Here is a 23,336-nt window from a genome sequence, read left to right as displayed (position 1 = left end):
CCTCTCCCGGGGCGGCTGTCGCCTTCTTCGCACATGTGCCAACCATGTCTCCCTGCTATTGATCGGGACGTTCGATCGGTTCCCAATTCATCGAGTTTGCAGTAGTGATTTGCAAACGAGGGCGAAGTTCTGGATGCGCTTGCGCCTGACTAAGAATTGCCATACATCCGATAAGTCGTGCGTGTTCGTTCGTCACTGGTTCGCCGCATTGATCGGCGCGATCAGGAGGCACGTTGAAAACGAATCCTGCGGCCGCTCGCTCTGCAATGGCTGATTGCACGGCGTCTCGATGAACAGGCTCGGCAGCGGTCTTTCATCTCAATACCCTCGGCATCGCTGGTAGTTCTCAAAAGCTCGTTCCTTATATAGTAGGTAAGTGCATGAATCTTGAAACGTCGCTCGCGCGACTTGGCATTCTTCCACAGCCTCTTCTGCCTCGCTGACTCCACGCGCGGCCAATTCGGTCGCATTGTCAACCAATGAATCCGGCTGATACTCGAATGGCAGCGCGTCACCAAGCCGTGCTAGTGAGTTATTCCGAAGCTGGGATGTGTACAACTGAGGGGGCCGCACGCCGACCGATTGACCCGTCGGCCGCGAAGCGGGCCGGAGCCATTTGGCGCTGAATCAGTGAAGCAAACGATGCGATGTGTCAGACCGTGCGCGAGCCAAGCTCGGTTAGGCCTTCGAGGGCGACACTCAGGCGGGTGCCACTCGCGGCTGGCAAGCATGGTCAAACTGCGTGTGACCGCGGGCGGTGAGAAGCTGTTTCTTTGGTTACTTTCTTTGCAGCAGCAAAGAAAGTGACTGCCGCCCCGCACAGGGGCAGTGCTAATAGACCGACGCGAAATCAGGATTCCACGAAATCAAATAGCACGAAGCCCCAATCAAAAAAAACTCTACCGATTAACCATCCGCGCCGGAACACTCAACGCGAGCAACGCCCCAAGCACCAAAAACCCCGCAAGCATATACATCCCGCTCGCAGTGGAAGCAGTCACCTGCTTGAGCCACCCGACGAGATAGGGACTCAAAAACCCGGCAAGATTGCCAAGCGAATTAATCATCGCGATCCCCGCCGCCGCGCCCGTCCCGGCGAGAAACGCCGTCGGCAGACTCCAGAACAAAGGCAGGGTGGTCAGAATCCCCATCGTCGCAAGGGTGAGACCGACCATCGCGAGCGTCGTGTTCGACGCCCACACCACCGACAGCACCAGCCCGATCGCACCGATGAACGCAGGAATCGCGATATGCCACCGCCGCTCGCCCGTGCGGTCCGCGCTGCGCGCCGCATACAGCATGCCGATCACCGCCGCGCCGTATGGAATCGCGGACAGCAGGCCGACCTGCAACGCGTCGGAGACGCCCATCGACTTGATGATCGTCGGCAGCCAGAAGCTCACGCCGTAAAGACCCATCACGAACGAGAAGTAGATGAGGCTCATCAGCCAGACCTTCGGGCTCGACAAAATTTTGCTCAGCGGCGGATCTTCCTTCTCGACGTTATCCGCCGCGATATTGCGCTCGAGCAGCTCGCGTTCTTCCTGCGTAAGCCACTTCGCTTTCGCGATGCGATCGTCGAGCATCGCCAGCACGACGAGACCGACCACGACCGACGGAATGCCTTCGAGCAAGAGCAGCCATTGCCAGCCATGCCAGCCATGCACGCCGTCGAAGCTCTTCATGATCCAGCCGCTGATCGGGCCGCCGATCAGACCGGACAACGCGATGGCGGTCATGAAGAGCGTCGTCATGCGCCCGCGCCTGCGCGCCGGAAACCAGTACGTCAGATAAAGAATGATGCCGGGAAAGAAGCCCGCTTCCGCCGCGCCGAGCAAAAAGCGCATCACGTAGAACATCGTCGGCGTGGTGACGAACATCGTGAGCGCGGAGATGATGCCCCACGAAATCATGATCCGCGCGATCCACACGCGCGCGCCCACGCGATGCAGGATCACGTTGCTCGGTATCTCGAAGATGAAATAGCCGAAGAAGAAGATGCCCGCGCCGAAACCGTACACGGCGTCCGAGAGTTGCAGGTCGGCGGCCATCTGCAGTTTTGCGAAACCGACATTCACGCGGTCCAAATACGCGACCACATAGCAAATCAGGAGAAGCGGCGAGAGCCGCCACGCGACCTTGCGATACGTGGCCTCCTCGAAGGCCGACGGCACGCCCGCGCCGGGGCGGGGCATGGGATTGGCGGTGCTGGCCATGTTGCTTGTCTCCTCTGGTTTTTAGCGCGCGAAAGTCGAGCGGATGGGCCCGCTCCCGATTACAGACGCGTAAGGATTCTAGCCCTTCGGCATTCACGCCAAGCGCCTGTTCCTGCTAGGGAAAGCACGGATATTTGAGCGCACGCCGCACTCGTCGCGCGGCGTGCGGGCATCGCTCAGACGCAGCGTCCGCCGTCCACTTCGAGCGCGACGCCCGTGATGAACTCGGCATCGTCGGAGGCGAGATAAAGTGCCGCGTTGGCGATGTCCTGCGGCGTCGAAAGGCGGCCGAGCGGAATCGTCGCGAGGAATTTGCGGCGGTTCTCGGGCGTGTCTTCCATGCCCATGAACTCGGAGAGCAGGGCGGTTTCGCCCATCACCGGATTGATGCAGTTCACGCGGATGCGATCCGCGCCCAGCTCGACCGCCAGCGCCTTGCTCGCGATGATCACCGCCGCCTTGCTGCCGTTGTACCAGACGAGCCCCGGGCGCGGCCGCACGCCCGCCGTCGACGCAATATTGATGAACGCGCCGCCGCCCTGCTCGCGAAAGTACGGCACGAACTGCTCGACGCTCCAGTAGATGCTCTTCACGTTCACCGCATAGACGCGGTCGAACTCGGCTTCGGTCACCTCGAGCACGGGCTTGTTGCGATGCGTCGTGCCCGCGTTGTTGACGACGACCTGCACGCTGCCGAAGTCCTGGATGGCCGCATCGAAGAGCATTTGCCAGTCGGCGTGCTTCGTGACATCGCCCGCTACTGCGATCGCGCGCCCATGCTTCACCTCCGGCGACGACGCGAGCGCGATTTCGCTCGCCACGCGTTCGGCCGCCGCGCCGTTGAGATCGTTGACGACGACGTTCGCGCCCTCGCGCGCAAAGGTCTTCGCGATGCCTTCGCCGAATCCCGAGCCGCCGCCCGTCACGATCACCGTCTTGCCTTGCAGTCGCATATCGTCTCCCGTTATCCGTGTCTGATAGCAATGGTTTTCAGCGTCGTGAAGCCGTACAGCGCCTCGAAACCTTTCTCGCGTCCGTGTCCGGAATGCTTCACGCCGCCGAACGGCAATTCGATGCCGCCGCCCGCGCCGTAGTTGTTGATGAACACCTGCCCCGAGCGCACGCGGCGCGCGAGGCGCATCTGCCGTGCGCCGTCGCGCGTCCAGATGCCGGCGACGAGGCCGTAGTCGGTGCCGTTGGCGAGTTTGAGCGCGTCGGTTTCGTCGTCGAAGGGCATCGCGGCAAGCACCGGGCCGAACACTTCCTCGCGTGCGAGACGGTGCGTCGGCGGGACATCGCGCAGCAACGTGGGAGCCTGATAGAAGCCCGCTTCGGGCGCATCGCCGACCACTTCGCCATGCGCGGCCATCGGGATGCCGTCGTGCTGCGCATCGGACAGGAAGTCCCACACGCGCTGCTGCTGCTTCGCGCTGATGAGCGGGCCGCAGTCGAGATCGAGCTTGCTCGGGCCGACCTTCAGCGCCGCGAACGCCTGCGACAGCCGGTCGAGCAGCGGCTCGTAGGCCGCGCGCTCGATCAGCACGCGGCTGCCCGCCGAGCATGTCTGCCCCGCGTTCTGCACGATCGCGGCGACGAGCACGGGAAGCGCGGCGTCGAAATCGGCATCGGCGAACACGATTTGTGGCGACTTGCCGCCCAGTTCCAAAGTCACGGGCACGTGGTTATCGGCGGCCATTTTGGTGACGGCCGCGCCCGTCGCTGGCGAGCCCGTGAACGAGATGTGATCGATGCCGGGATGCCGCGCGAGCGCCGCGCCTGCTTCGTGACCGTAGCCGGTGACGATATTGAGCGCGCCGTCGGGCAGGCCCGCTTCCGCCGCCAGTTCGGCGATGCGCAACAGCGAGAGGCACGCGTCTTCCGCAGGCTTCGCGACGCACGCATTGCCGGTCGCGAGCGCAGCGCCGACGCTGCGCCCGAAAATCTGCAGCGGATAGTTCCACGGCACGATATGGCCCGTCACGCCGTGCGGCTCGCGGATCGTGAGCACGGTGTAGCCGGATTGATAGGGCAGAGTTTCGCCGTGCAGCTTGTCGGCGGCGCCCGCATAGAACTCGAAGTAGCGCGCGATGCCGGTGGCGTCGGCGCGCGCCTGCTTGAGCGGCTTGCCGGTGTCGCGTGCCTCGATTTGCGCGATTTCCTCGTGGCACGCGCCGATCAGCATCGACAGGCGCGCGAGAATGCGTCCGCGCTCGGCGGCGCTCATCGCGCCCCATTCGCCATCGAACGCGGCGCGGGCGGCGGCCACCGCGCGGTCGATATCGGCCGCCGAGCCGCGCGCGATCTGCGCGAAGATCTGCCCGTCCGACGGATCGACGACCGGAATCGTCTCGTTGCCTGACGGCGCGAGCCATCGGTTATTGATGAAGTGCTTCGCTTCTTCCATGCATGTCTCCTGAATCGGGTTTCTGCTGCTGGAATTCGATGCCGAATCCGATTATCGCGCCAACGCCTGTCGCGCGCCGCGCGTGCAAAGGACGCGCAAACCGATTGGCTATAATGACGCAATCACGCATCTACGCGCGAGAGGGTCGCGGCGCTTCAGCCGAAGACCGTCCGCCCGTGCGATTCCATCTCGACCTCAACTTCTCCAGAGAGTGCTCATGAGCTTCAACAACGTACCTTCCGGCCGTGATCTCCCGCAAGATTTCAACGTCATCATCGAGATTCCCGCGCAGAGCGATCCGGTCAAATACGAAGCGGACAAGGACATGGGCCTGCTCGTCGTCGATCGCTTCATCGGCACCGGCATGCGCTATCCGGCGAACTACGGCTTCATTCCGCAGACGCTCTCCGGCGACGGCGATCCGGTCGACGTGCTCGTCATCACGCCGTTCCCGCTGCTCGCAGGTTCGGTCGTACGCGCGCGTGCGCTCGGCATGCTGCAAATGACCGATGAATCCGGTGTGGACGCGAAGCTCGTCGCCGTGCCGCACGACAAGATCTGCCCGATGACGGCGAACATCAAGTCGATCGACGACGTGCCCGAGTACCTGAAGGATCAGATCAAGCACTTCTTCGAGAACTACAAGGCGCTCGAAAAGGGCAAGTGGGTGAAGGTCGAGGGCTGGGCGGGCATCGACGCCGCGCACAAGGAAATCTCGGAAGGCGTCGCGAACTTCAAGAAGTAAGCACGCTGTTCGACGAAACGCCGCCGCATTGCCGAAACGCGGCGGCGTTTTTTTATTCTTCTTCGCTTGCCTCGGTCTGGGGCAACAACGATTCGAGCGTCCGCTCTCCCGCGATCAACGCGCGCTTTTGCTGCGCGGTCAGACGCTTCACGCGATATTCGGCGCGCAACGCCTCCGATCTTCCCGCCAGTTCGAACGACGCCAGCACGCGCAGCGGTTTTCTTGCTCGCGTATAGCGCGCGCCTTTGCCGCTCGCATGCGCGCAGAAGCGCGCTTCGACGTCCGTCGCGATGCCCGTGTAGAGGCTGCCGTCGGCGCATTCGATCAGATAGAGGAACCACGGCATCGCGTTTGGTCGGCGCTCGGTGAAAGATTTGCCGCGCATTATCGCCGAAAGCACCGCGCCGGGGCGCTTTTGTCCGCTTCGGCGTGGCGTTGCGACTTGCGCGAGAATAGCCGCTTTCGGGCGCAGCTTTCTAGGGCGTGCGCTCATCGATATTTCAGCGAGGTAGCCTGTTGAATCGCGAGGTCGAAATTCATGTGGTCGATGCGCTGGACGAAATCCCGGCCGACGACTGGAACCGGCTCGCCGGCGATAACCCCTTCGTGCGTCACGCGTTTCTCTCGGCGTTGCAGGAGACGGGTTGCGCCGTCAAGCGCACCGGCTGGCGCGCGCATCATCTGGTATTGAAACGCGGCGGCGAGTTCGCGGGCGCAATGCCGCTCTATCTGAAGTCGCATTCGCGCGGCGAGTACGTGTTCGATCATGCGTGGGCCGACGCGTTCGAGCGCCACGGCTTGCGCTATTACCCGAAGGCGCTCGCCGCCGTGCCGTTTTCGCCGGTGACGGGCCCGCGCCTCATCGCCGCGCATCACGAGGATCGCGTGTTGCTCGCGCGCGGCGCGATCGAATTGACGCGGCGTCTTGAACTCTCGTCGCTGCACGTGCTGTTTCCGCATGCGCAGGATGTCCAGGCGCTAACGGATGCGGGCTACATGCTGCGCGAAGGCGTGCAGTTCCACTGGGAAAACCTGCCCGGCGACGGCTACGAAAACTTCGACGCCTTTCTCGCGACGATGAGCCACGACAAGCGCAAGAAGGTGAAGCAGGACCGCCGGCGCGTGGCGGACGCGGGCGTGACGTACACGTGGCTGCGCGGCGCGCAGATCGACGAAAGCGCGCTCGATTTCTTCTACGACTGCTACGACAACACGTATCGCGAGCACTGGAACGCGCCGTATCTGTCGCGCGAGTTCTTCGGCCAGATTCACGCCAGCGCGCCCGACAGCATGCTGCTCGTGATCGCCGAAGCGGACGGCGAGCGCCTCGCGTGCGCGCTCAACATGATCGGCGGCGACACGATGTACGGCCGCTATTGGGGCACGCGGGAGTTCGTCTCGGGGCTGCACTTCGAGACGTGCTACATGCAGGGCATCGCGTATTGCATCGAGCACGGGCTCGCGCGCTTCGAAGGCGGCGCGCAGGGCGTGCACAAGATGTCACGCGGTCTCTTGCCGACGCCGACATGGTCCGCGCACTGGATCGCCGACCAACGTTTCGCGCACGCGATCGCCGAGTTTCTCGATGCCGAGACGCAGGCGATGGATCAGCATATCGAGGAACTCGAAGCGCATACGCCGTTCAGGAAGAAGACCTGATGCGATAATCGGCGAGACCTTACGTTGCAACACGCGCACATCCATGTCGACCATGAACAGAAACTTCTTCAACCTGTACAGCCACGACTTCGCGCGCGTCGCGGTCGGCGTTCCGGCCTGCAAGGTGGCCGACCCCGCGTTCAACGCGGCGCAGACGATCGAGCTCGCGAAAGAGGCCGCCGCGCACGGCGCGGTGCTCGTCGCGTTTCCCGAGCTCGGCATTTCCGCCTATACCTGCGACGACCTCTTCCATCAGCGCGCCTTGCTCGATGCCTGCGAAGACGCGCTGCAAAGCATCCTGGACGCGTCGAAGGGATTGAATATCGCGATGATCGTCGGCGCGCCGATCAAGACGGAGCACAAGCTCTTCAATTGCGCGATCGTCATCGCCGACGGCTTCATTCGCGGCGTCGTGCCGAAGAGCTATCTGCCGAACTATGGCGAATTTTACGAGGCGCGCCAGTTCAGCCCAGCCGATGCCGCCGCGACCAACACGCTCACGCTCTGCGGTCAGGACGTGCCGTTCGGCGCGTCACTGCTGTTCCAGATCAAGGATCTTCCGCTCTTCAGATTCCACGTCGAGATTTGCGAGGACGTATGGGTGCCGATCCCGCCGTCGTCGTTCGCGGCGCTCGCCGGCGCCACCGTGCTCGTGAATCTGTCGGCGTCTAATATTGTCGTGGGCAAGTCGGCGTACCGGCATCAGCTCGTCGGACAGCAGTCCGCGCGCTGCGTCGCGGCTTATCTGTACACGTCGGCGGGCAATGGCGAATCGTCCACCGATCTCGCCTGGGACGGGCAGGGCCTCATCTACGAGAACGGCGAGCTGCTCGCGGAATCCGAGCGCTTCTCGGATCAGTCGCATCTGATCTTCGCCGATGTGGATCTCGAACGGCTCTCGCGCGAACGCATGAGGCAAACCACGTTCGGCCGCTCGACGCACCGTCACGCGAGCGAAGTGGAACAGTTCGATGTCGTCGAATTTCCGCTGACGGTTCCCGCCGATGAAAAGCTGCCGCTCGAACGCCGCGTCGCGCGCTTTCCCTACGTGCCCGCCGACGCCGCGCGCCGCGACGAACGATGCAACGAGGTCTACAACATTCAGGTGCAGGCGCTGTTGCAGCGGTTGCAGTCGTCGGGCATGTCGAAGGTCGTCATCGGCATTTCGGGCGGGCTCGACTCGACGCATGCACTGCTCGTGTGCGCGAAAGCGATGGACCGTCTCGGCTTGCCGCGCGCCAACATTCTCGCCTACACGATGCCGGGTTTCGCGACCAGCGATCGCACGCTGCGGCAGGCGCGCGAACTGATGGAAGTCGTCGGCTGCACGGCGAGCGAGATCGACATTCGCGCGAGCTGCACGCAGATGCTGTCGGACATCGGCCATCCGCACAGTTCGGGCGCCGAGCAGTACGACATCACGTACGAGAACGTTCAGGCCGGCGAGCGCACGAGCCATCTGTTCAGGCTCGCGAATCTCAACAACGCGATCGTCGTCGGCACGGGCGATCTGAGCGAGCTCGCACTCGGCTGGTGCACCTACGGCGTGGGCGATCACATGTCCCACTACAACGTCAACGCGAGCGTGCCAAAGACCTTGATCACGCATCTGGTGCGCTGGGTCGCGGAGTCGGGGCAGATCGGCGGCAGCGGAACCGATGTGCTCGAAAACATTCTGGGCACCGACATCAGTCCCGAACTCATCCCGGGCAAGACGAGCGGCGTGGTCGAGCAGAAGACGGAGAGCGTCATCGGTCCGTACGAGTTGCAGGACTTCAACCTCTACTACACGCTGCGCTTCGGCTTTGCACCAACAAAGGTCGCGTTTCTCGCGCTGCATGCATGGCGTAACCGGGATGCGGGCGCGTGGCCGGAAGGTCCGACCGTCGTACGCAATCAATACGACCTTGGCGAGATCCGCAAGAATCTGCGGATCTTTCTCGATCGATTCTTCCGCACGAGCCAGTTCAAGCGGTCATGCATACCGAACGCGCCGAAGGTCGGCTCGGGCGGCTCGCTGTCTCCGCGCGGCGACTGGCGCGCGCCGAGCGACGGACAAGCGACGGTGTGGCTCAACGACCTCGAACGCGTCCCGGCGAAAGAGTGATGGCGCGCGAAATTCGATCATCGTGTGAGCACCTCGCGATTTTCCGGACCGCTGGCTCGATGAAACGCGGCTAGAATCGAAAACATCTGCCCCGCACGGGGCACGACGTTTTTTCGAACCCCTTGAATCGATCCTTACGCGAGGCACGCCATGAAACGCATCACCGCCATCATCAAACCGTTCAAGCTCGACGAAGTCCGCGAAGCGCTCGCCGAAGTGGGGCTCACGGGCCTCACGGTCACGGAAGTGAAGGGCTTCGGCCGCCAGAAAGGGCATACCGAGCTTTATCGTGGTGCAGAGTATGTCGTCGACTTCCTGCCGAAGGTGAAGATCGAAGTCGTCGTCGCGAACGATCAAACCGATCAGGTGATCGACGCGATCATCGGCGCCGCGCGCACCGGCAAGATCGGCGACGGCAAGATCTTCGTCGCCGATGTCGAGCGCGTGATCCGTATCCGCACCGGCGAGGAAAACGAAGCGGCGGTCTGAGCGCCGCGTTTCGTTTTCGCCGGTCCGGCCCGCCGTTCGCGCGGGCCTTCTTTTTTCGTCTTTCGCATCGCGCATGCACCGGCGCGACGATGCCGATTTTTTCAGCCCGTTTTATTGCCCGATTGCTGGAATGCCGCGCCCGTGCTGTAACATCGAATTCCCGGTTATATCTCTGTAAGGAATCGTTTGATGCATCACGCGATCGGCTTCATTCAGGATCTTGCGGTAATCATGGCCATCGCGGGCGTGGTGACGGTGCTGTTTCATCGTCTGCGGCAGCCGGTCGTTCTCGGCTATATCGCCGCGGGCGTGATCATCGGGCCGTACACGCCGCCGTTCAATCTCATTCACGACGAAGCGACGATCCAGACGCTCGGCGAACTGGGCGTCGTCTTCCTCATGTTTTCGCTCGGGCTCGAATTCAGCCTGCGCAAGCTCTTCAAGGTCGGCGCGACGGCTTTCGTCGCCGCGCTGTCGGAAATCGTGCTGATGATCTGGGTCGGCTACGAGATCGGGCGATGGTTCGACTGGAGCGCGATGGACTCGCTCTTTCTCGGCGCGATGCTCGCAATCTCGTCGACGACGATCATCGTGAAGGCGCTCTCCGAGCTCGGCATGAAAGGCGAGCACTTCGCGCAGATCGTGTTCGGCATTCTGATCGTCGAGGACATTCTCGCGATCGCGATGCTCGTGCTGCTTTCCGGCATCGCGCAGACGGGCTCCGTGAGCGCGGGCGTCGCGGCCGTCACGCTCGGCAAGCTGCTGCTCTTCATGACCGTTTCGCTCGTGGTCGGCATTCTGACGGTGCCGCGCGCGCTCAATTACGTCGCGCGCGCGAAGAGCGACGAGATGCTGCTCGTCACCGTGCTCGGCTTCTGCTTCGGCTTCTGCCTGCTCGTCGTGAAGCTCGATTATTCGATCGCGCTCGGCGCGTTCCTGATCGGCGCGATCATGGCGGAGTCGAAGCATCTCGCGCGCATCGAGCATCTGATCGCGCCGGTGCGCGACATGTTCTCCGCGATCTTCTTCGTGACCATCGGCTTGTTGCTGAATCCGACTGTGCTCGTCGATTACGCGTGGCCAATCGCCGTCATCACCTTCGCCGTGGTGCTCGGCAAGATCGTCTCGTGCGGGCTCGGCACCTTCCTCGCGGGCAAGGACGGCCGCACATCGATGCGCGTCGGCATGAGCGTCTCGCAGATCGGCGAGTTCTCGTTCATCATCGCGTCGCTCGGGCTGTCGCTCAAGGTCACGAGCAGCTTTCTCTATCCGATCGCCGTGGCCGTATCCGCGCTTACGACGCTTTTCACGCCGTATCTGATCCGCGCCGCCGATCCGCTCACGATGCGCCTCGCCCGCGCGATGCCCGCGCCGATCGCGCATACGTTCGGTCTTTACTCGCAATGGCTCGCGAGCCTCACGCCCGTCTCCGGCGGCCCGACGCTCTTCTCGATGACGCGGCGCATCGTCGTGCAGATTGCGGTGAATCTCGCGCTCGTCGCGGCGATTTTTTTGGGCGCGTCGTATGCGGCGCCTTTTGCGTCGGGCTATCTGGCGCGCTGGCTCGACACCGACAACGCGCAGCGCGTCGTGCTGTGGAGTGCGGCGCTCGTCGTCGCGCTGCCGTTTCTGGTCGCGGTGTATCGCAAGCTCGAATCGCTCGCGCTGCTCCTTGCCGAAGTGAGCGTGCAGCCCGCGAAGGCGGGGCGCTTCACGCGCGCGATCCGATCGGCGATTTCCGGGCTGATTCCTATCGTCGCGATGTTCGGCGTCTTTCTGCTCGTCGCGGCGCTGTCGGGCGGCATCCTGCCGCCGTTCGGCCTGATGGTCGGCGTGCTGGTGTGCGTGGCGCTCCTGCTGACGGTGCTGTGGCGTTGGTGCGTGAAGATTCACGCGACGATGCAGATCGCCTTGCGCGAGACCTTCGAGGAACCGCGCGACCATTGACGGCTCTCTTCACGGGATAGCCCTACGGCCGCGTGCGACGGGTTCCCGCGATAATGTGAGCCAATGTGACCAAATGTGTGCTGGTTTGCCCCGTGCGGGTCTGAGGCGGATAATCGTCGCTTGTGCATTCTCCTTATGGCCTTTGAGCGCCTGAATCCGGAATGAGCGATAACAAAACGTCCAACGACGCAAGCAGCACCGACGCGCGCCGCAGCGGCGCCGACTCTCAGGCCGCGCCGCAAAGCGCGAATCCCACGGCGCCGCCCGAAGCGGCGGCAGCGGCCGCAGCGCCCGGCCCGAAGGCGAGCGCGACCGAGCGGGCATCGACGGATGCGCCTTCGAGCGCATCGAACGTCGAACCGGTCGATACGGCGCAGGCCCGGCGCGAAGAAGCGCAGCAGGCCGCCCGCGAAGCGCGCGCATCGGCGGCGAGCGCGACGGCCGCGCAGGAAGCCGAGGTGCGCGAGAGGCAGCGCGCATCCGGCAAGCCCCGCGCGAGCCTCGCCGAGAATCTCGAAGCCGCGACCGAAGCGGAAGCCGCGAGCACCGCCAACGCACAATCCGCGTCATCCGATTCGCCGACCGGCCGCGCGACCGTCCTGCCGCCCGAATTCACGGAAGCGCCGGACTTCGGCAAGCTCAATCCGCCGCCGCTGCCTTTGCCCGAACAGGCGGCGGCGCCGGCACAGCCCGCGTATCTCAAGCATTCGGATTCGGCGTGGTCCGTGTTCGGCCGGATCATCGCGGCGCGTGCGCGTCAGATTTTCGATCGCGCGGGTCAGCGCATCACGCAACGCACGTTGCGCATCGGCGTGTCGGCGCGCATCTTTCATCCGGAGCCGGGTGCGAAAGGGCTGCGCGGGAAGACGCTGCAATATCTCGAGGAATCGATCGCGCACTGGGTCATGTCGCGCGACGTGCTCGTGTTCATGATTCCGACGGTCGGCCATCAAGGGATGCTGCATCCGAGCAACATCCGCCTGCGCGACTATGCCAAGCATCTCGACGGCCTGCTGCTGCAAGGCGGCGCCGACGTTTCTCCGCAGTCCTACGAGGAAGCGACGACGCGGCCCGAGTGGCCCGGCGACCGCGTGCGCGACATGTACGAACTGGAACTGCTCCATGAGTTCGTCGAGTCGGGCAAGCCGGTGCTCGGCGTGTGCCGCGGCTGTCAGCTGATCAACGTGGCGTTCGGCGGCACGCTCTACGGCGACATCGCCACCGATGTGCCGACGGCCGGCATCCACGTCAACGAACACTACGACCAGCATCGCCACTCGATCCGCTTCCCCGAGGGGTCCACGCTCGCCAACATGTTCCCTAACCAGCGCGAGGCGATCGTCAACTCGATTCACCATCAGGCGGTGAAGTCGATCGGGCGCGATCTGAACATCGAGGCGGTGTCGGCGTCGGACGGGATCATCGAGGCGGTGCGTTACCGGAAGGCGCCGTTCGTCGTCGGCGTGCAGTGGCACCCGGAGTTTCATCGGGCGGGCGGCGCGGAACTGCTCGATTGCACGCCGCTGCTCGATACGTTCCTGCGCGTTGCGCGCGAGACGCGCTTCTGAGCCGACGCGCGTTTCGGCACGTCGCAAAACAAGAAGGCCCGCTCGATTCGAGCGGGCCTTCTTCGTATTCAGGCGCGTATTGCCGGTCTCAACGCGACGGCGCCACGCTCACCGGCGCAAGTCCCGCTTCCGTCTGCTTCTGAAGTTGCTCGACCTGCAATTGCAGCGCGCGCAGCTTGCGTTCGGCTTCCTGCTTGTCCGTCTGCAGTACGGCGGATTCGGCCTGCAATTGCTGCTGACGCTGCGACACTTGCGAATCCTGCTGTTGCGCGAGTTCGAGGTCGGCGGTGAGCCGGTTCGCGCGATCGGCCGACTTCGCGATCACACGCTCGAGCAGCGCCTTTTGCGCCTGCAATTGCGTGCGACGGATTTCGCCATCGGCGAGTTCGAAACTCTTGCGCGAGAACTGCGCGTACATCGATTCGGCGCGGGCCGCGTCCTGCGTCTTCACGACGCGCCACCAGCGTGCGTCCTGCGAGAGCGCGACGTAGTACAGCATCTCGCGCCCGAGGAAGAAGAGCTTCGCGCCGTAGCTGCCGTTGTGCGTCGCGCGCAGCTCGGTGAGGCTTCCCGCCTGCGTGAGACTTTGCAATTCGGCGATGTTGCCTTCGACGCGCGGCGCGTTCGAATCGGCGTTGAGGTCGGAGAGATCCTCGAGTGCGGCTTGCGTGGCCGGCGCGGGATCGTTCGCCACGGGCTGAGCCGTCTTCGCGACGGCCTTCGTCGCGGGTGCGGCGAACGCGCTCGTGAACGGCGCAAGGAGGCCGCAAAGAGAAAGGGCGAGCGTGAGCGTCGCGTAACGGAGATAACTGAATTGCGTCATGTTGGCGTCGTGGCCGGAATGGTTGATCGGACTGTATTGGGCAAATCAACGCGCGCCATTCGCAGCGCCGCGGCCGGACGAGGCCGCGTTGCTGTCGAGGGTCGGTGAATGCTGGAGCATCGAATAGAGCGTGGACGGGTCCATCGACACGGAAACCTTCGGCGCCTGGCTTGCGATTTTGTCGACCGATGTTGCTCGCGTGTGCCGCCGATTCTCTTGCTTTGCGACCCGCTCGCCGGTTGCGTGAACGGGCAATGCGGCGCGCTTGATGTGCGGCGTCAGCACGGCTCTTACTCGACCGTTTTGCTTGCGGTCTTGCGCCGGCTCGACGGCACGCACGCGCGATTTTTCCGGCGATGTCGCAGCGGACGCGGCTTTGGCTTCGGACACGACAGGTTCGACGGCAGCAATGGCGCGGCTATCTGCAACGACTGCCGCTTCCGATGCGCGCGCGCTCTCAGCGGCTCGGCCCGGCGGGGATACGGCGGTGGCGGTGAGCACTGCCGGAGCCACAACAGGCACGGCCGGCTGTGCGCGAGTCACGGTTGCTTCGGCTGACGCGGGGCGCGCATCGCTGCGCGAGACCGGCGCGTGACTGAACAGCAACCATACGATGAACACGCTGCAAGCCGCGGCGACAGCAGCGACGGCCGGCTTGCCGAAGCGATGCTTGCGGACGTCCGACGGCGCGTTGACCGCCAGATGAACGGGGTCGGCGCGGGTTGCGCCGGCATCGTCGCGACCGTTCGAGCCTGGATTCAGGCGCAGCATCGCGCGTGGTATTTCTTCCTTCGCGAAAATGCCCCATAGGCTCGTGGCGCGATAGGGCGAGTGGATATCGGACAGGCTCAGCGCCGGCACATAAGCGGTGTCGAAGCGCGCGGCAAAAAGCGCAAATTCGGACTGCGACTGAACGGGGCGCGGGCGCACAGGCGACCACTCGAAACCGAAGTTCAAGGGCGGATCCGTCGGCGCGCGCCGCGCCGGCAGACGCAGATTGCCTTCGACTACGATGAAGGGTTCGGACATGAAGATTCCACATGCATACGCCCGGACGCGGGCAAACGAGATGGCCCGCCTGGACCGTCGTGGCGCATGGAGATAGCACCGCAGGTTCGGCGCGAGGATGGCCGAAATTCGACCCGCGATCATACGAAACGGTTACCTGCCCGACGACCAGAAGATTCCTATTATCTATTTTTGACAGGAATGCTTATTGACGTATTCGCTCTTCTTGTGCTCAGCCGAGCGGAAGCACGTAGCGCAACGAGAAGAGATCGATGCCCGCCATGTGGTCCGCTTCGCGTTCGGCGCACGTCCAGCCGCGCGATTCGTAGAAGCCGATCGCCGCGCCGTTTTGTTCGAGCACGCAGAGATGCAGTTGCCGCGCGCCCCGCGAGCGAGCCCAGCGCGCCGCTTCGTCGAGCATCACGGTGCCGGTGCCCAGGCCGCGATGCCCGGGCAGCGCGTGCAAATTATCGACGAGCACGCTGCCCGTCTCGTCCGGCTCGACGAGACAGATGAAGCCGACCGGTTCGCCTTCGTGTTCCGCGATGAACACACTCGCCGCGCCCGCCGCGACATCCTTCATGCGCGCGTTCCAATGGGAAATGCGCTCCGCTTGCAGATCGCGTTCGAGATACGTGTCCGGGAGGATGCCGCGATACGCCGACCCCCAACTGCGCGCGTGCATCGACGCGATGAGGGCCGTGTCGTCCGGATTTGCCGCGCGCAGCGAGAGGTTCGCGTTCATATCTTGGTCGTCTGTTAGCTTAAAGTTAGGTATATGTAACCGTAATTTAAGCTTTGATTGAATGAAATTGAGCGAAGTTGTGTGCAGTCGCCGGGGATGCGGCGTTAAGATTGAGGGTGTCGCGTAAAAAAACGAAACAGATTTCGCCTCAGTCTCGCGGCCCGTCATCTTCGGACCGCCGTGAACGGTTCTAGTCATCGCGCAGAACCGGAGTGCGCCCCAAAGCTTCTTGAGAAAGTCATGTCCACGACCCACATCGCACCCGCCAACGAATCCAAATTCAAGACGGTATTTCGCGTCGTCAGCGGAAACTTCCTTGAAATGTACGACTTCATGGTCTACGGCTATTACGCTTCGGCGATCGCGAAGACCTATTTTCCGAGCGGCGACGAGTTCGCCTCGCTGATGCTCGCGCTCTCCGTTTTCGGCGCGGGCTTTCTGATGCGGCCGGTCGGCGCCATCGTGCTCGGCGCGTACATCGACCACCACGGGAGGCGCAAAGGGCTGATCCTCACGCTTGGGCTGATGGCGGTCGGCACCGCGTGCGTCGCGCTGGTGCCGGGCTACGCGACCATCGGTGCGCTCGCGCCGATCATCGTGCTGGGCGGGCGGCTGTTGCAAGGCTTCTCGGCCGGCGTGGAGCTGGGCGGCGTGTCGGTGTATCTGTCCGAGATCGCGACCCGGGGCAACAAGGGCTTTTATTGTTCCTGGCAGTCCGGCAGCCAGCAAGTCGCCGTCGTGTTCGCGGCGCTCATCGGCGTGGTCATGAACCGTCTCTTGCCGCCCGAGCAGATGACGGCGTGGGGCTGGCGCGTGCCGTTCCTGATCGGCTGCCTGATCGTGCCGTTCCTCTTCCTCATCCGCCGCTCGCTGCGTGAAACCGACGAGTTCCTCGCGCGCAAGCATCGTCCGGGCATGGGCGAGATCGCGCGCTCGATCGCGCAGAACTGGGGCATCGTACTCGCCGGAATGGGCATGGTCATCATGACGACCGTGTCGTTCTACATGATCACCGCCTACACGCCGACCTTCGGCAAGGAAGTGCTGAAGCTCTCCGCCATCGATGCGCTCGTCGTCACGGTGTGCGTCGGCCTCTCGAATCTGGTCTGGCTGCCGCTGATGGGCGCGGTATCGGACCGGGTGGGGCGCCGCCCGGTGCTGCTCGTGTTCACGATCCTCACGATTCTGACGTCGTATCCGGTGGTGCAATGGCTGGTCGCGGACCCGTCGTTCGCGCGCCTCCTGATGTGCGAACTGTGGCTTTCGTTCCTGTACGGCAGCTACAACGGGGCGATGGTGGTCGCGCTGACCGAAGTGATGCCTGTCGATGTGCGCACGACCGGCTTCTCGATGGCGTATAGCCTCGCCACGACCATCGGCGGATTTACCCCGGCGATCTCGACGTATCTGATTCACGTCACCGGCAACAAGGCCGCGCCCGGTCTGTGGATGGGCCTTGCCGCGATCTGCGGTCTGATCGCGACGCTCGTGCTGTATCGCTCGACCGAGGCGCGCAACCAGTACAAGACGGCCTGACGCATTCGAGAAGGTCGAAAAAAATCCCCGCTTCGGGCCTAATGCCGTTCAGTTAAGACTGGACGGCATTTTTATTTTTGTGTCTGGAAGAGGTTGTAACGAGGCGCCGAGGGGTTAGCTTTTCGGCGCGATGCTGTCCAGCCACCTGACATTCCTGTTCGAAGCGCAACGGCCGGTTGCCGACCTTGGCCGGCTGAGCATCTGCCCTACGAATGGATCGAGCACGCGGTCCAGGCAACCGGCACAGCGAGCATCCGGTGCGACGCAGTGGCAAGGCGGCGAGTCATCCGCAGATGCGCTCATTGACGCTCGCTGCGATTGCGACGGCGTTGATCGCCTACGACCTGATTCGCCGTGAGACAGCCGGCGCCGCATGGGAAGCGAAGCTCGCGCCGACCGATATCAGCTTCGTGCGAGCTTTCCACACGGTCCAGCACGACATGATGTGGGCCGCTGTGACATCGGCATATGCGAATTGACCGCCAGCCTGCGACGTCTGCGCGGACGACTTAGAGCCTCGCCAACGAAAAACGACCCGGCCGCGCATGCGATCGGGTCGTCAAATCACGCCCTTTACGTTATGCCGTTCGGCGCCTTAAGAAGAGCCTTAGCTGAACGGCATTAGCGCTTCGGCGGGAATTTTTCATGCGGGCAGCAAAGCCAGCGCGGCCGTCGTAGCCTCGATCACTTCGCGCCATCGGCCCGGCGCGGGCTGTCGCACGAGCCGCGCCCGCGGATACCACGCGTTTTCATCGTTGCCGAGACCCCAGCGCCAGTCGGCGGCGAACGGCAGCATCACCCAGAGCGGCTTGCCTAGCGCGCCTGCGAGGTGCGCGACGGACGTATCCACCGAGACGACGGCGTCCAGCCGATCAACGATCGCGCCCGTATCCGCGAAATTATCGAGACGGCCTTCCAGCGTGTGAATCGACTTCGCATTCGGATGCGCGCGCAATACGTCACGCTCGCGGCCGGTGAGAAACGGCTGGAGCACGATCCAGTCGATGCCCTCGAGCGCGAAGAGCGGCGCGAGCTCGCTGACGGGCACCGAGCGTGTTTCGCCCGGCTGCATCCGCCCCGACCACGCGATGCCGATCTTGCGCGGCGCCTGGCCGCCGATCGGGCCGCGCCACTTGCGACGGTAATCGGCGGGCACGACGAGATAGGGCGCGCGCGCCGGAATCGCAGCGGGCGAAGTCATGCCGAGCGCGAGCGGCAGGCTGAGCAGCGGGCAGAAGGCGTCCGCGTGAACCGGTACACCATCCGCCTTGCTCTTCAACTCGACACGCGCGGCGTGCGCGGCCGGCGCGAGCAGCGGCACGAGCGCGGGCTGCACTTCCAGCACCAGCTTGCCGACGAGCTTCGCCGCGAACGGCGCGAAACGCGCGAACTGCAAAGTGTCGCCGAAACCCTGCTCGGCACGCACGAGCAGCGTGCGGCCCGGCATCGGCTCTCCATTCCAGCGCGGCAGGCGCGGCGCGGGTTCGCTGCCGGGCGTCTGCAGACGCCATTCGTAGGCGGCGAGGCCACGCGCGTAGTCGCCGGTCGTGAGCAGCGCGAGCGCGCGGTTCAGATGCGCGGCGGGCATCTTCGGATCGATGCGCAGCGCCTCGTCGAACGCGCGCAGTGCAGCGCGGTGCGCGCCGAGCGCGAGATGCGTGTTGCCGAGGCAGAGCCATGCGACGCCATATTTCGGATCGAGTCCGACCGCGCGCTCGAAATGCGGCACGGCTTCTTCATGACGGCCGAGCTTCGCGAGCGCGTGTCCAAGCCCGAAATACCCCGGCGCGAAGTGCGGCTGCAACACGACCGCCTTTTGCAGCACGGGCAACGCATCTTCGGGATGGCCGTTCGTATCGAGCAGATTGCCGAGATTGAAATGCGCAGCGACGTAATTCGGCTCGGCGTCGAGCGCGGCGCGAAAGTGCGCGATCGCGCCGAGCGTGTCGCCGAGCGCGTTCAGCGCCATGCCGAGGTTGTTGTGCGCGCCGGCGTGGCGCGGGCGCAGCGCGAGCGTGCGCTTGAACGCGTGCGCGGCGTCCTTGAAACGGCGCAGCGCGGAGAGCGCGTTGCCGAAGTTGTTCCATGCCGCCGGATCGTTGGGCTGCAGGCGCAAAGCCTTTTCGAAGGCGTCGGCGGCGTCTTCATGACGGCCGGCCGCCGTGTAGGCATTGCCGAGGTTGTACTGCGCGAGCGGAAAACCCGGCGCGAGCGTCAGCGCGTTGCGAAAGCGTTCGATCGCGTCGTCGAGACGGCCGAGCGCCTTCAGCGCGTTGCCGAGGTTGAGCTGCAGGCCGGCATCGGTCGGGCGCAGATCGACGGCGCGGCGCACGAGTTCAGCCGCCTCCGCGTGCTGGCCCTGTTGATGGCGCAGCACGCCGAGGTAATGCAGTGCGTCGACGTGCCGGGGTTCCGCGGTGAGCGCGGCCTGATAGTCGCGCTCCGCGTCGGTCAGGCGGCCATCGCGATGTGCCGCGAAGCCGCGGGCGAATACGGTGTCCATGACGGGGAAGACTTCTGGCCGGAAAAGCAAACCCCGCATTTTCCCACACCGGCGCCGCTCTCCCGGATTCTTCCGGGCAAGCGCGGTTGACATGTTGCGGCGATGGCACTTAACATATGAACACCTATTCATATGTTGGCGATAACCGTGGTTTCCGATCCGTCCACCACCGCCAGCCCGATCCCTTCCGACGACCGCGTCGTGCCGCTCGCTGATCTGTTCCGCCTGCTCGGCGATCCGACGCGCCTGCGCATCGTGCTCGCGTGCGTCGAACAGCGGCGCGCGGTGGGGGCGATCGCGGAGTTGCTGGGGCTGTCGGCGTCGCTCGTGAGCCATCACTTGCGGCTCTTGCGCGCGGCGCGGATCGTGCGGGCCGAGCGCCAGGGCAAGCAGGTGTTCTACGTGGCGGCGGATCGCCACATCAGCGCAATGCTGGGCGAACTGCTGGAGCACATCGCCGAGCCGCAAGCCGACGCCACCGACATCGAATGACAGCCACCGGATCACGAATACGTCCATGAGCACGCATCAGCACGAAGAACACGAGCATCACGATGGCCACGGGCACGATCACGGACATCATCACCATCACGGAGCGCCGCAGGAAGGGCAAGGCCGAACGTTCGCGCTCGCGGTCGGCCTGAACGTGGTGATCGTGATCGTGCAGGCCGTCTACGGCTTTCTCGCACACTCGACCGCGCTGCTCGCCGATGCCGGCCACAACCTCTCCGACGTGCTCGGTCTTTTGCTCGCATGGGGCGCGGTGTGGCTCGGCAAGCGCCAGCCGAGCTCGCGCTATACCTTCGGCCTGGGCAGTTCGTCGATCCTGGCGTCGCTCGCCAACGCGGCGCTGCTGCTCTTCGCGTGCGGCGCGATCGTGCTCGAAGCGATTCAGCGCCTGCTCAATCCGGCGCCCGTCGCGGGGCTCGACGTGTTCATCGTCGCGACGCTCGGCATGGTCGTCAACGGCTTCTCCGCGTGGCTCTTCATGCGCGGCAGCAAGGAAGATCTCAACGTGCGCGGCGCCTTCCTGCACATGGCCGCCGATGCCGCCATCTCCGCCGCCGTCGCGGTGAGCGGTCTCATCATCCTGTTCACGGGCGCGAGCTGGCTCGATCCGCTGATGAGCCTGATCGTCGTGTCGGTCATCGTCTACGGCACGTGGGGGCTCGGCCGCGATGCGATGCGCCTCGCAATGGCCGCCGTCCCGCCGTCGGTCGACATGCCCCGCGTCGAGCAATATCTGAAGCAGCTTCCCGGCGTGCGCGACGTGCACGACCTGCACGTGTGGGCGCTCTCGACGACCGAAAACGCGCTCACGGTCCATCTGGTGATGCCGCAGGGCCATCCGGGCGACGCCTTCGTGCAGGGTGTCGTCACGACGCTGCGCCGCGATTATTCGATGCATCATGCGACCGTGCAGGTGGAGTTCGGCGAGGCCTGCCACGCGTGCGTGCTCAGCGAGCGCGGGCACGCGCACTGAGGTTCCGGCGTGCCGAAAGCGCGGGGCGCGGGCGTACACTAGGCGGCGTGACGTTTCAGAGGAGGACTGCATGTTCGCGCCAAAGCTGAATCCGAACGACAAGCTGGACGTGGCGCCCGTTCTGATCGTCGGCGCTGGTCCGACGGGCCTCGCCGCCGCGATGAGCCTCGCGCGCGCGCGCATCCCGGTCAGGCTCGTCGACAAGGCGCGCGAGCCGTCGCCGTATTCACGCGCGATCGGCATTCAGGCGCGCACGCTGGAACTCTTCGAGCAGCATCGCGTGGTCAAGCCGTTTCTCGAGCTCGGCCATCGCGCGCGCGTCGCGAACCTCTATTCGAACGGGCAGCGCCTCGCACGCCTAGACTTCGATCCGCTGCAAACGCGTTATCCGTATCTGCTTTTTCTGGAGCAATCGCAAACCGAACGCCTGCTCACGGAGCATCTGGCGGGCTATCACGTCGATGTGGAGCGCGGCGTCGAAGTGGTCGATTTCTCGCAAGGCTCGGCAGGCTTGCAGGCGACGCTGCGCCATCCGAACGGACGTGAAGAACTCTTGCGGCCTTCGTACCTGATCGCGGCGGACGGCGCGCACAGTTTCGTGCGGCATCGGCTCGGCATCGGTTTCGACGGCAAGACCTTCGATCAAACGTTTCTGCTCGCCGATCTCCAGGCGGACTCCGACTGGCCCGACGACGAGTTCCACATCTTCGCGTCCGGCGAAGGCCTCGCCGCGCTCTTTCCGATGGGCGGCGATCGCGCGCGCCTGATCGCGGATCTGCCGCCGCCGGTCGCGAGCGCGGTCAACGCGGCAGAGGCGAAGACCGGCCCGACGCTCGATGAATGCCGTGCGCTCATCGAGCGGCGCGTGCATCACAAGATCGCGTTGTCGAACCTGACGTGGTCGTCGTACTTTCACCTGAACAGCCGCATGGTCGACAGGCTGCGCGTGGAGCGCGTGTTCCTCGCGGGCGATTCGGCGCACGTGCATAGTCCCGCCGGCGCGCAGGGCATGAACACCGGCATTCAGGAGGCCTTCAATCTCGGCTGGAAGATCGCGCGCATGCTCGCGGGCGGCGCGCCCGAACGGCTGCTCGACAGCTATCACGCGGAGCGGCATCCGATCGAACGCGACGTGCTGCGCCAGACGAGCATGCTCACGCAGATGGCCGGCGCCGAGCACGGTCCGATGAAGCTGATGCGCGACCATGTAATGCCCGCGCTCGCCGCGATCGGTCCGTTGCGCGACGCGATGCGGCGCACGGTGAGCGAACTGTCGATCAATTATCGCAAGAGCCCGCTCACGCTCGAGCGTCTGCTCGACGGCGGCCCGCGCGCGGGCGAGCGCGCGCCCGATGCGCGCGTGCATGTCGTCGACGGCCCGCTCGGGCGGCTGCCCGGCGTCGGCTGTCTCTACGATCTGCACGATCCCGGCTGCTTCTCGCTCTTTCTGCTCCTGAATCCGTCGGGCGAGGACGACATCGCGCTTGCGCCCGCGACGATCACCGTCGCGCACGCGATGCGCGATCCTGGCCTCGACGGCCTCGTGACATCCATCGAAGCGATCATGCCGAACGCGGTGCGCGTGTGGCGCATCACCGATACGCGCGGCGAGGGCGCGAATTCGCTCACCGACAACTACGGCCGCACGCGTCCCGCGTTCTATCTCGTGCGTCCCGATGGCTATATCGCCGCGCGCGGGCGGGCGCCATCGGATGTGCATGCGCTTCTGCGTCATTGCGAAACGTGGTTCGGCGCGCAGGATACGAGCACCGAGCGACAAGCGGAACGGGAATATCGCGAGGATTAAAAAAGCCCTGCGATGCAGGGCTTGGCTTGATGCAGTTTGAGAACGATGTCAGGCCGTCGCTGTCTTGGGCTGCAAATCCGCTTTATGCAGATTGAGCGCCTCACGAAGTATCGGCTCCATCGACGCGCTCGCTTCGGGATTGTCGAGCGCGGCGAGAATCGCGAGCCGCATGCGCGGTTCCCAGAAGCGGCGGATGTGATCCGCGATGCTGTCGACGGCTTCGGCGCGGTCCGGCATCGAATCGAAAAAATCGCCGATGCGGTTCGCCATCTCGATCAGGTTATCGACATCCATGG

The 23,336-nt window shown here is 64.3% G+C and carries 19 protein-coding genes and 1 pseudogene; 11 read left to right on the top strand and 9 right to left on the bottom strand.

The window, feature by feature from the left end; genetic code table 11:
- Positions 1-899 precede the first annotated feature (899 nt).
- From NCS28_RS10245 to NCS28_RS10235, 3 genes are all read right to left on the bottom strand, one after another.
- Positions 900-2,216: an MFS transporter gene (locus NCS28_RS10245; RefSeq protein WP_250513721.1), complete on the bottom strand. Its 1,317-nt coding sequence runs from the start codon at positions 2,214-2,216 to the stop codon at positions 900-902.
- Between the two features lie 176 nt (positions 2,217-2,392).
- Positions 2,393-3,169, bottom strand: coding sequence for an SDR family oxidoreductase (locus NCS28_RS10240; protein WP_250513720.1), 777 nt, complete (start codon positions 3,167-3,169; stop codon positions 2,393-2,395).
- A gap of 11 nt (positions 3,170-3,180) precedes the next feature.
- Positions 3,181-4,620, bottom strand: coding sequence for an aldehyde dehydrogenase family protein (locus NCS28_RS10235; RefSeq protein ID WP_250513719.1), 1,440 nt, complete (start codon positions 4,618-4,620; stop codon positions 3,181-3,183).
- A gap of 217 nt (positions 4,621-4,837) precedes the next feature.
- On the opposite strand from NCS28_RS10235, the gene ppa reads away from it, so the two are divergent.
- Positions 4,838-5,365, top strand: a complete 528-nt coding sequence (ppa, locus tag NCS28_RS10230) for an inorganic diphosphatase (protein WP_250513718.1) — start codon at positions 4,838-4,840, stop codon at positions 5,363-5,365.
- Positions 5,366-5,417: 52 nt separating this feature from the next.
- Here the strand turns inward: ppa and NCS28_RS10225 are convergent, their stop codons facing one another.
- Complete coding sequence (locus NCS28_RS10225; RefSeq protein WP_062256270.1) at positions 5,418-5,711, bottom strand: GIY-YIG nuclease family protein; 294 nt, start codon at positions 5,709-5,711, stop codon at positions 5,418-5,420.
- Positions 5,712-5,881: 170 nt separating this feature from the next.
- On the opposite strand from NCS28_RS10225, the gene NCS28_RS10220 reads away from it, so the two are divergent.
- The 5 genes from NCS28_RS10220 (at position 5,882) to NCS28_RS10200 (ending at position 13,135) form a co-directional block, all read left to right on the top strand.
- Positions 5,882-7,024: a GNAT family N-acetyltransferase gene (locus NCS28_RS10220; protein ID WP_250513717.1), complete on the top strand. Its 1,143-nt coding sequence runs from the start codon at positions 5,882-5,884 to the stop codon at positions 7,022-7,024.
- 52 nt (positions 7,025-7,076) lie between these two features.
- The gene (locus NCS28_RS10215; RefSeq protein WP_250513904.1) at positions 7,077-9,131 is read left to right on the top strand and encodes an NAD(+) synthase; all 2,055 of its coding nucleotides are present in this window, start codon (positions 7,077-7,079) and stop codon (positions 9,129-9,131) included.
- A 150-nt stretch (positions 9,132-9,281) separates the two neighbouring features.
- Complete coding sequence (glnK, locus tag NCS28_RS10210; protein WP_008342452.1) at positions 9,282-9,620, top strand: P-II family nitrogen regulator; 339 nt, start codon at positions 9,282-9,284, stop codon at positions 9,618-9,620.
- Positions 9,621-9,809: 189 nt separating this feature from the next.
- On the top strand, positions 9,810-11,567 hold the full coding sequence (locus NCS28_RS10205; protein ID WP_250513716.1) for a cation:proton antiporter: 1,758 nt from the start codon (positions 9,810-9,812) through the stop codon (positions 11,565-11,567).
- 161 nt (positions 11,568-11,728) lie between these two features.
- Positions 11,729-13,135, top strand: coding sequence for a gamma-glutamyl-gamma-aminobutyrate hydrolase family protein (locus NCS28_RS10200; RefSeq protein WP_250513715.1), 1,407 nt, complete (start codon positions 11,729-11,731; stop codon positions 13,133-13,135).
- An 88-nt stretch (positions 13,136-13,223) separates the two neighbouring features.
- Here NCS28_RS10200 and NCS28_RS10195 read toward each other — a convergent pair whose 3' ends face one another.
- From NCS28_RS10195 to NCS28_RS10185, 3 genes are all read right to left on the bottom strand, one after another.
- Positions 13,224-13,958, bottom strand: a complete 735-nt coding sequence (locus NCS28_RS10195) for a DUF2968 domain-containing protein (RefSeq protein WP_250513714.1) — start codon at positions 13,956-13,958, stop codon at positions 13,224-13,226.
- 45 nt (positions 13,959-14,003) lie between these two features.
- Entirely contained in the window at positions 14,004-14,987 is a 984-nt protein-coding gene (locus tag NCS28_RS10190; RefSeq protein ID WP_250513713.1) for a hypothetical protein, read from the bottom strand.
- Positions 14,988-15,198: 211 nt separating this feature from the next.
- Positions 15,199-15,711: a GNAT family N-acetyltransferase gene (locus tag NCS28_RS10185; protein ID WP_250513712.1), complete on the bottom strand. Its 513-nt coding sequence runs from the start codon at positions 15,709-15,711 to the stop codon at positions 15,199-15,201.
- Between the two features lie 240 nt (positions 15,712-15,951).
- Here NCS28_RS10185 and NCS28_RS10180 point away from each other — a divergent pair, with 240 nt between their 5' ends.
- Entirely contained in the window at positions 15,952-17,247 is a 1,296-nt protein-coding gene (locus NCS28_RS10180; RefSeq protein WP_250513711.1) for an MFS transporter, read from the top strand.
- A gap of 326 nt (positions 17,248-17,573) precedes the next feature.
- Positions 17,574-17,862: pseudogene (locus NCS28_RS33530) on the top strand (IS4 family transposase); the annotation flags it as partial.
- A gap of 28 nt (positions 17,863-17,890) precedes the next feature.
- Here the strand turns inward: NCS28_RS33530 and NCS28_RS10170 are convergent.
- A complete protein-coding gene (locus tag NCS28_RS10170) occupies positions 17,891-19,750 on the bottom strand; it encodes a tetratricopeptide repeat protein (protein ID WP_250513709.1) in 1,860 nt (619 codons plus the stop codon).
- A gap of 132 nt (positions 19,751-19,882) precedes the next feature.
- Here NCS28_RS10170 and NCS28_RS10165 point away from each other — a divergent pair, with 132 nt between their 5' ends.
- From NCS28_RS10165 to NCS28_RS10155, 3 genes are all read left to right on the top strand, one after another.
- The gene (locus NCS28_RS10165) at positions 19,883-20,242 is read left to right on the top strand and encodes an ArsR/SmtB family transcription factor (protein WP_250513708.1); all 360 of its coding nucleotides are present in this window, start codon (positions 19,883-19,885) and stop codon (positions 20,240-20,242) included.
- A 25-nt stretch (positions 20,243-20,267) separates the two neighbouring features.
- On the top strand, positions 20,268-21,233 hold the full coding sequence (locus NCS28_RS10160; protein WP_250513707.1) for a cation diffusion facilitator family transporter: 966 nt from the start codon (positions 20,268-20,270) through the stop codon (positions 21,231-21,233).
- 70 nt (positions 21,234-21,303) lie between these two features.
- Positions 21,304-23,040: an FAD-dependent monooxygenase gene (locus NCS28_RS10155; protein ID WP_250513706.1), complete on the top strand. Its 1,737-nt coding sequence runs from the start codon at positions 21,304-21,306 to the stop codon at positions 23,038-23,040.
- Positions 23,041-23,088: 48 nt separating this feature from the next.
- Here NCS28_RS10155 and NCS28_RS10150 read toward each other — a convergent pair whose 3' ends face one another.
- On the bottom strand, positions 23,089-23,334 hold the full coding sequence (locus NCS28_RS10150; protein ID WP_250513705.1) for a formate dehydrogenase subunit delta: 246 nt from the start codon (positions 23,332-23,334) through the stop codon (positions 23,089-23,091).
- Between the last annotated feature and the right edge of the window lie 2 nt (positions 23,335-23,336).

The organism is Caballeronia sp. INDeC2, assembly GCF_023631325.1.
GTDB lineage: Bacteria > Pseudomonadota > Gammaproteobacteria > Burkholderiales > Burkholderiaceae > Caballeronia.
Note: the sequence above shows the minus strand (reverse complement) of the source record. Positions and strands in the feature narration are given on the sequence as shown.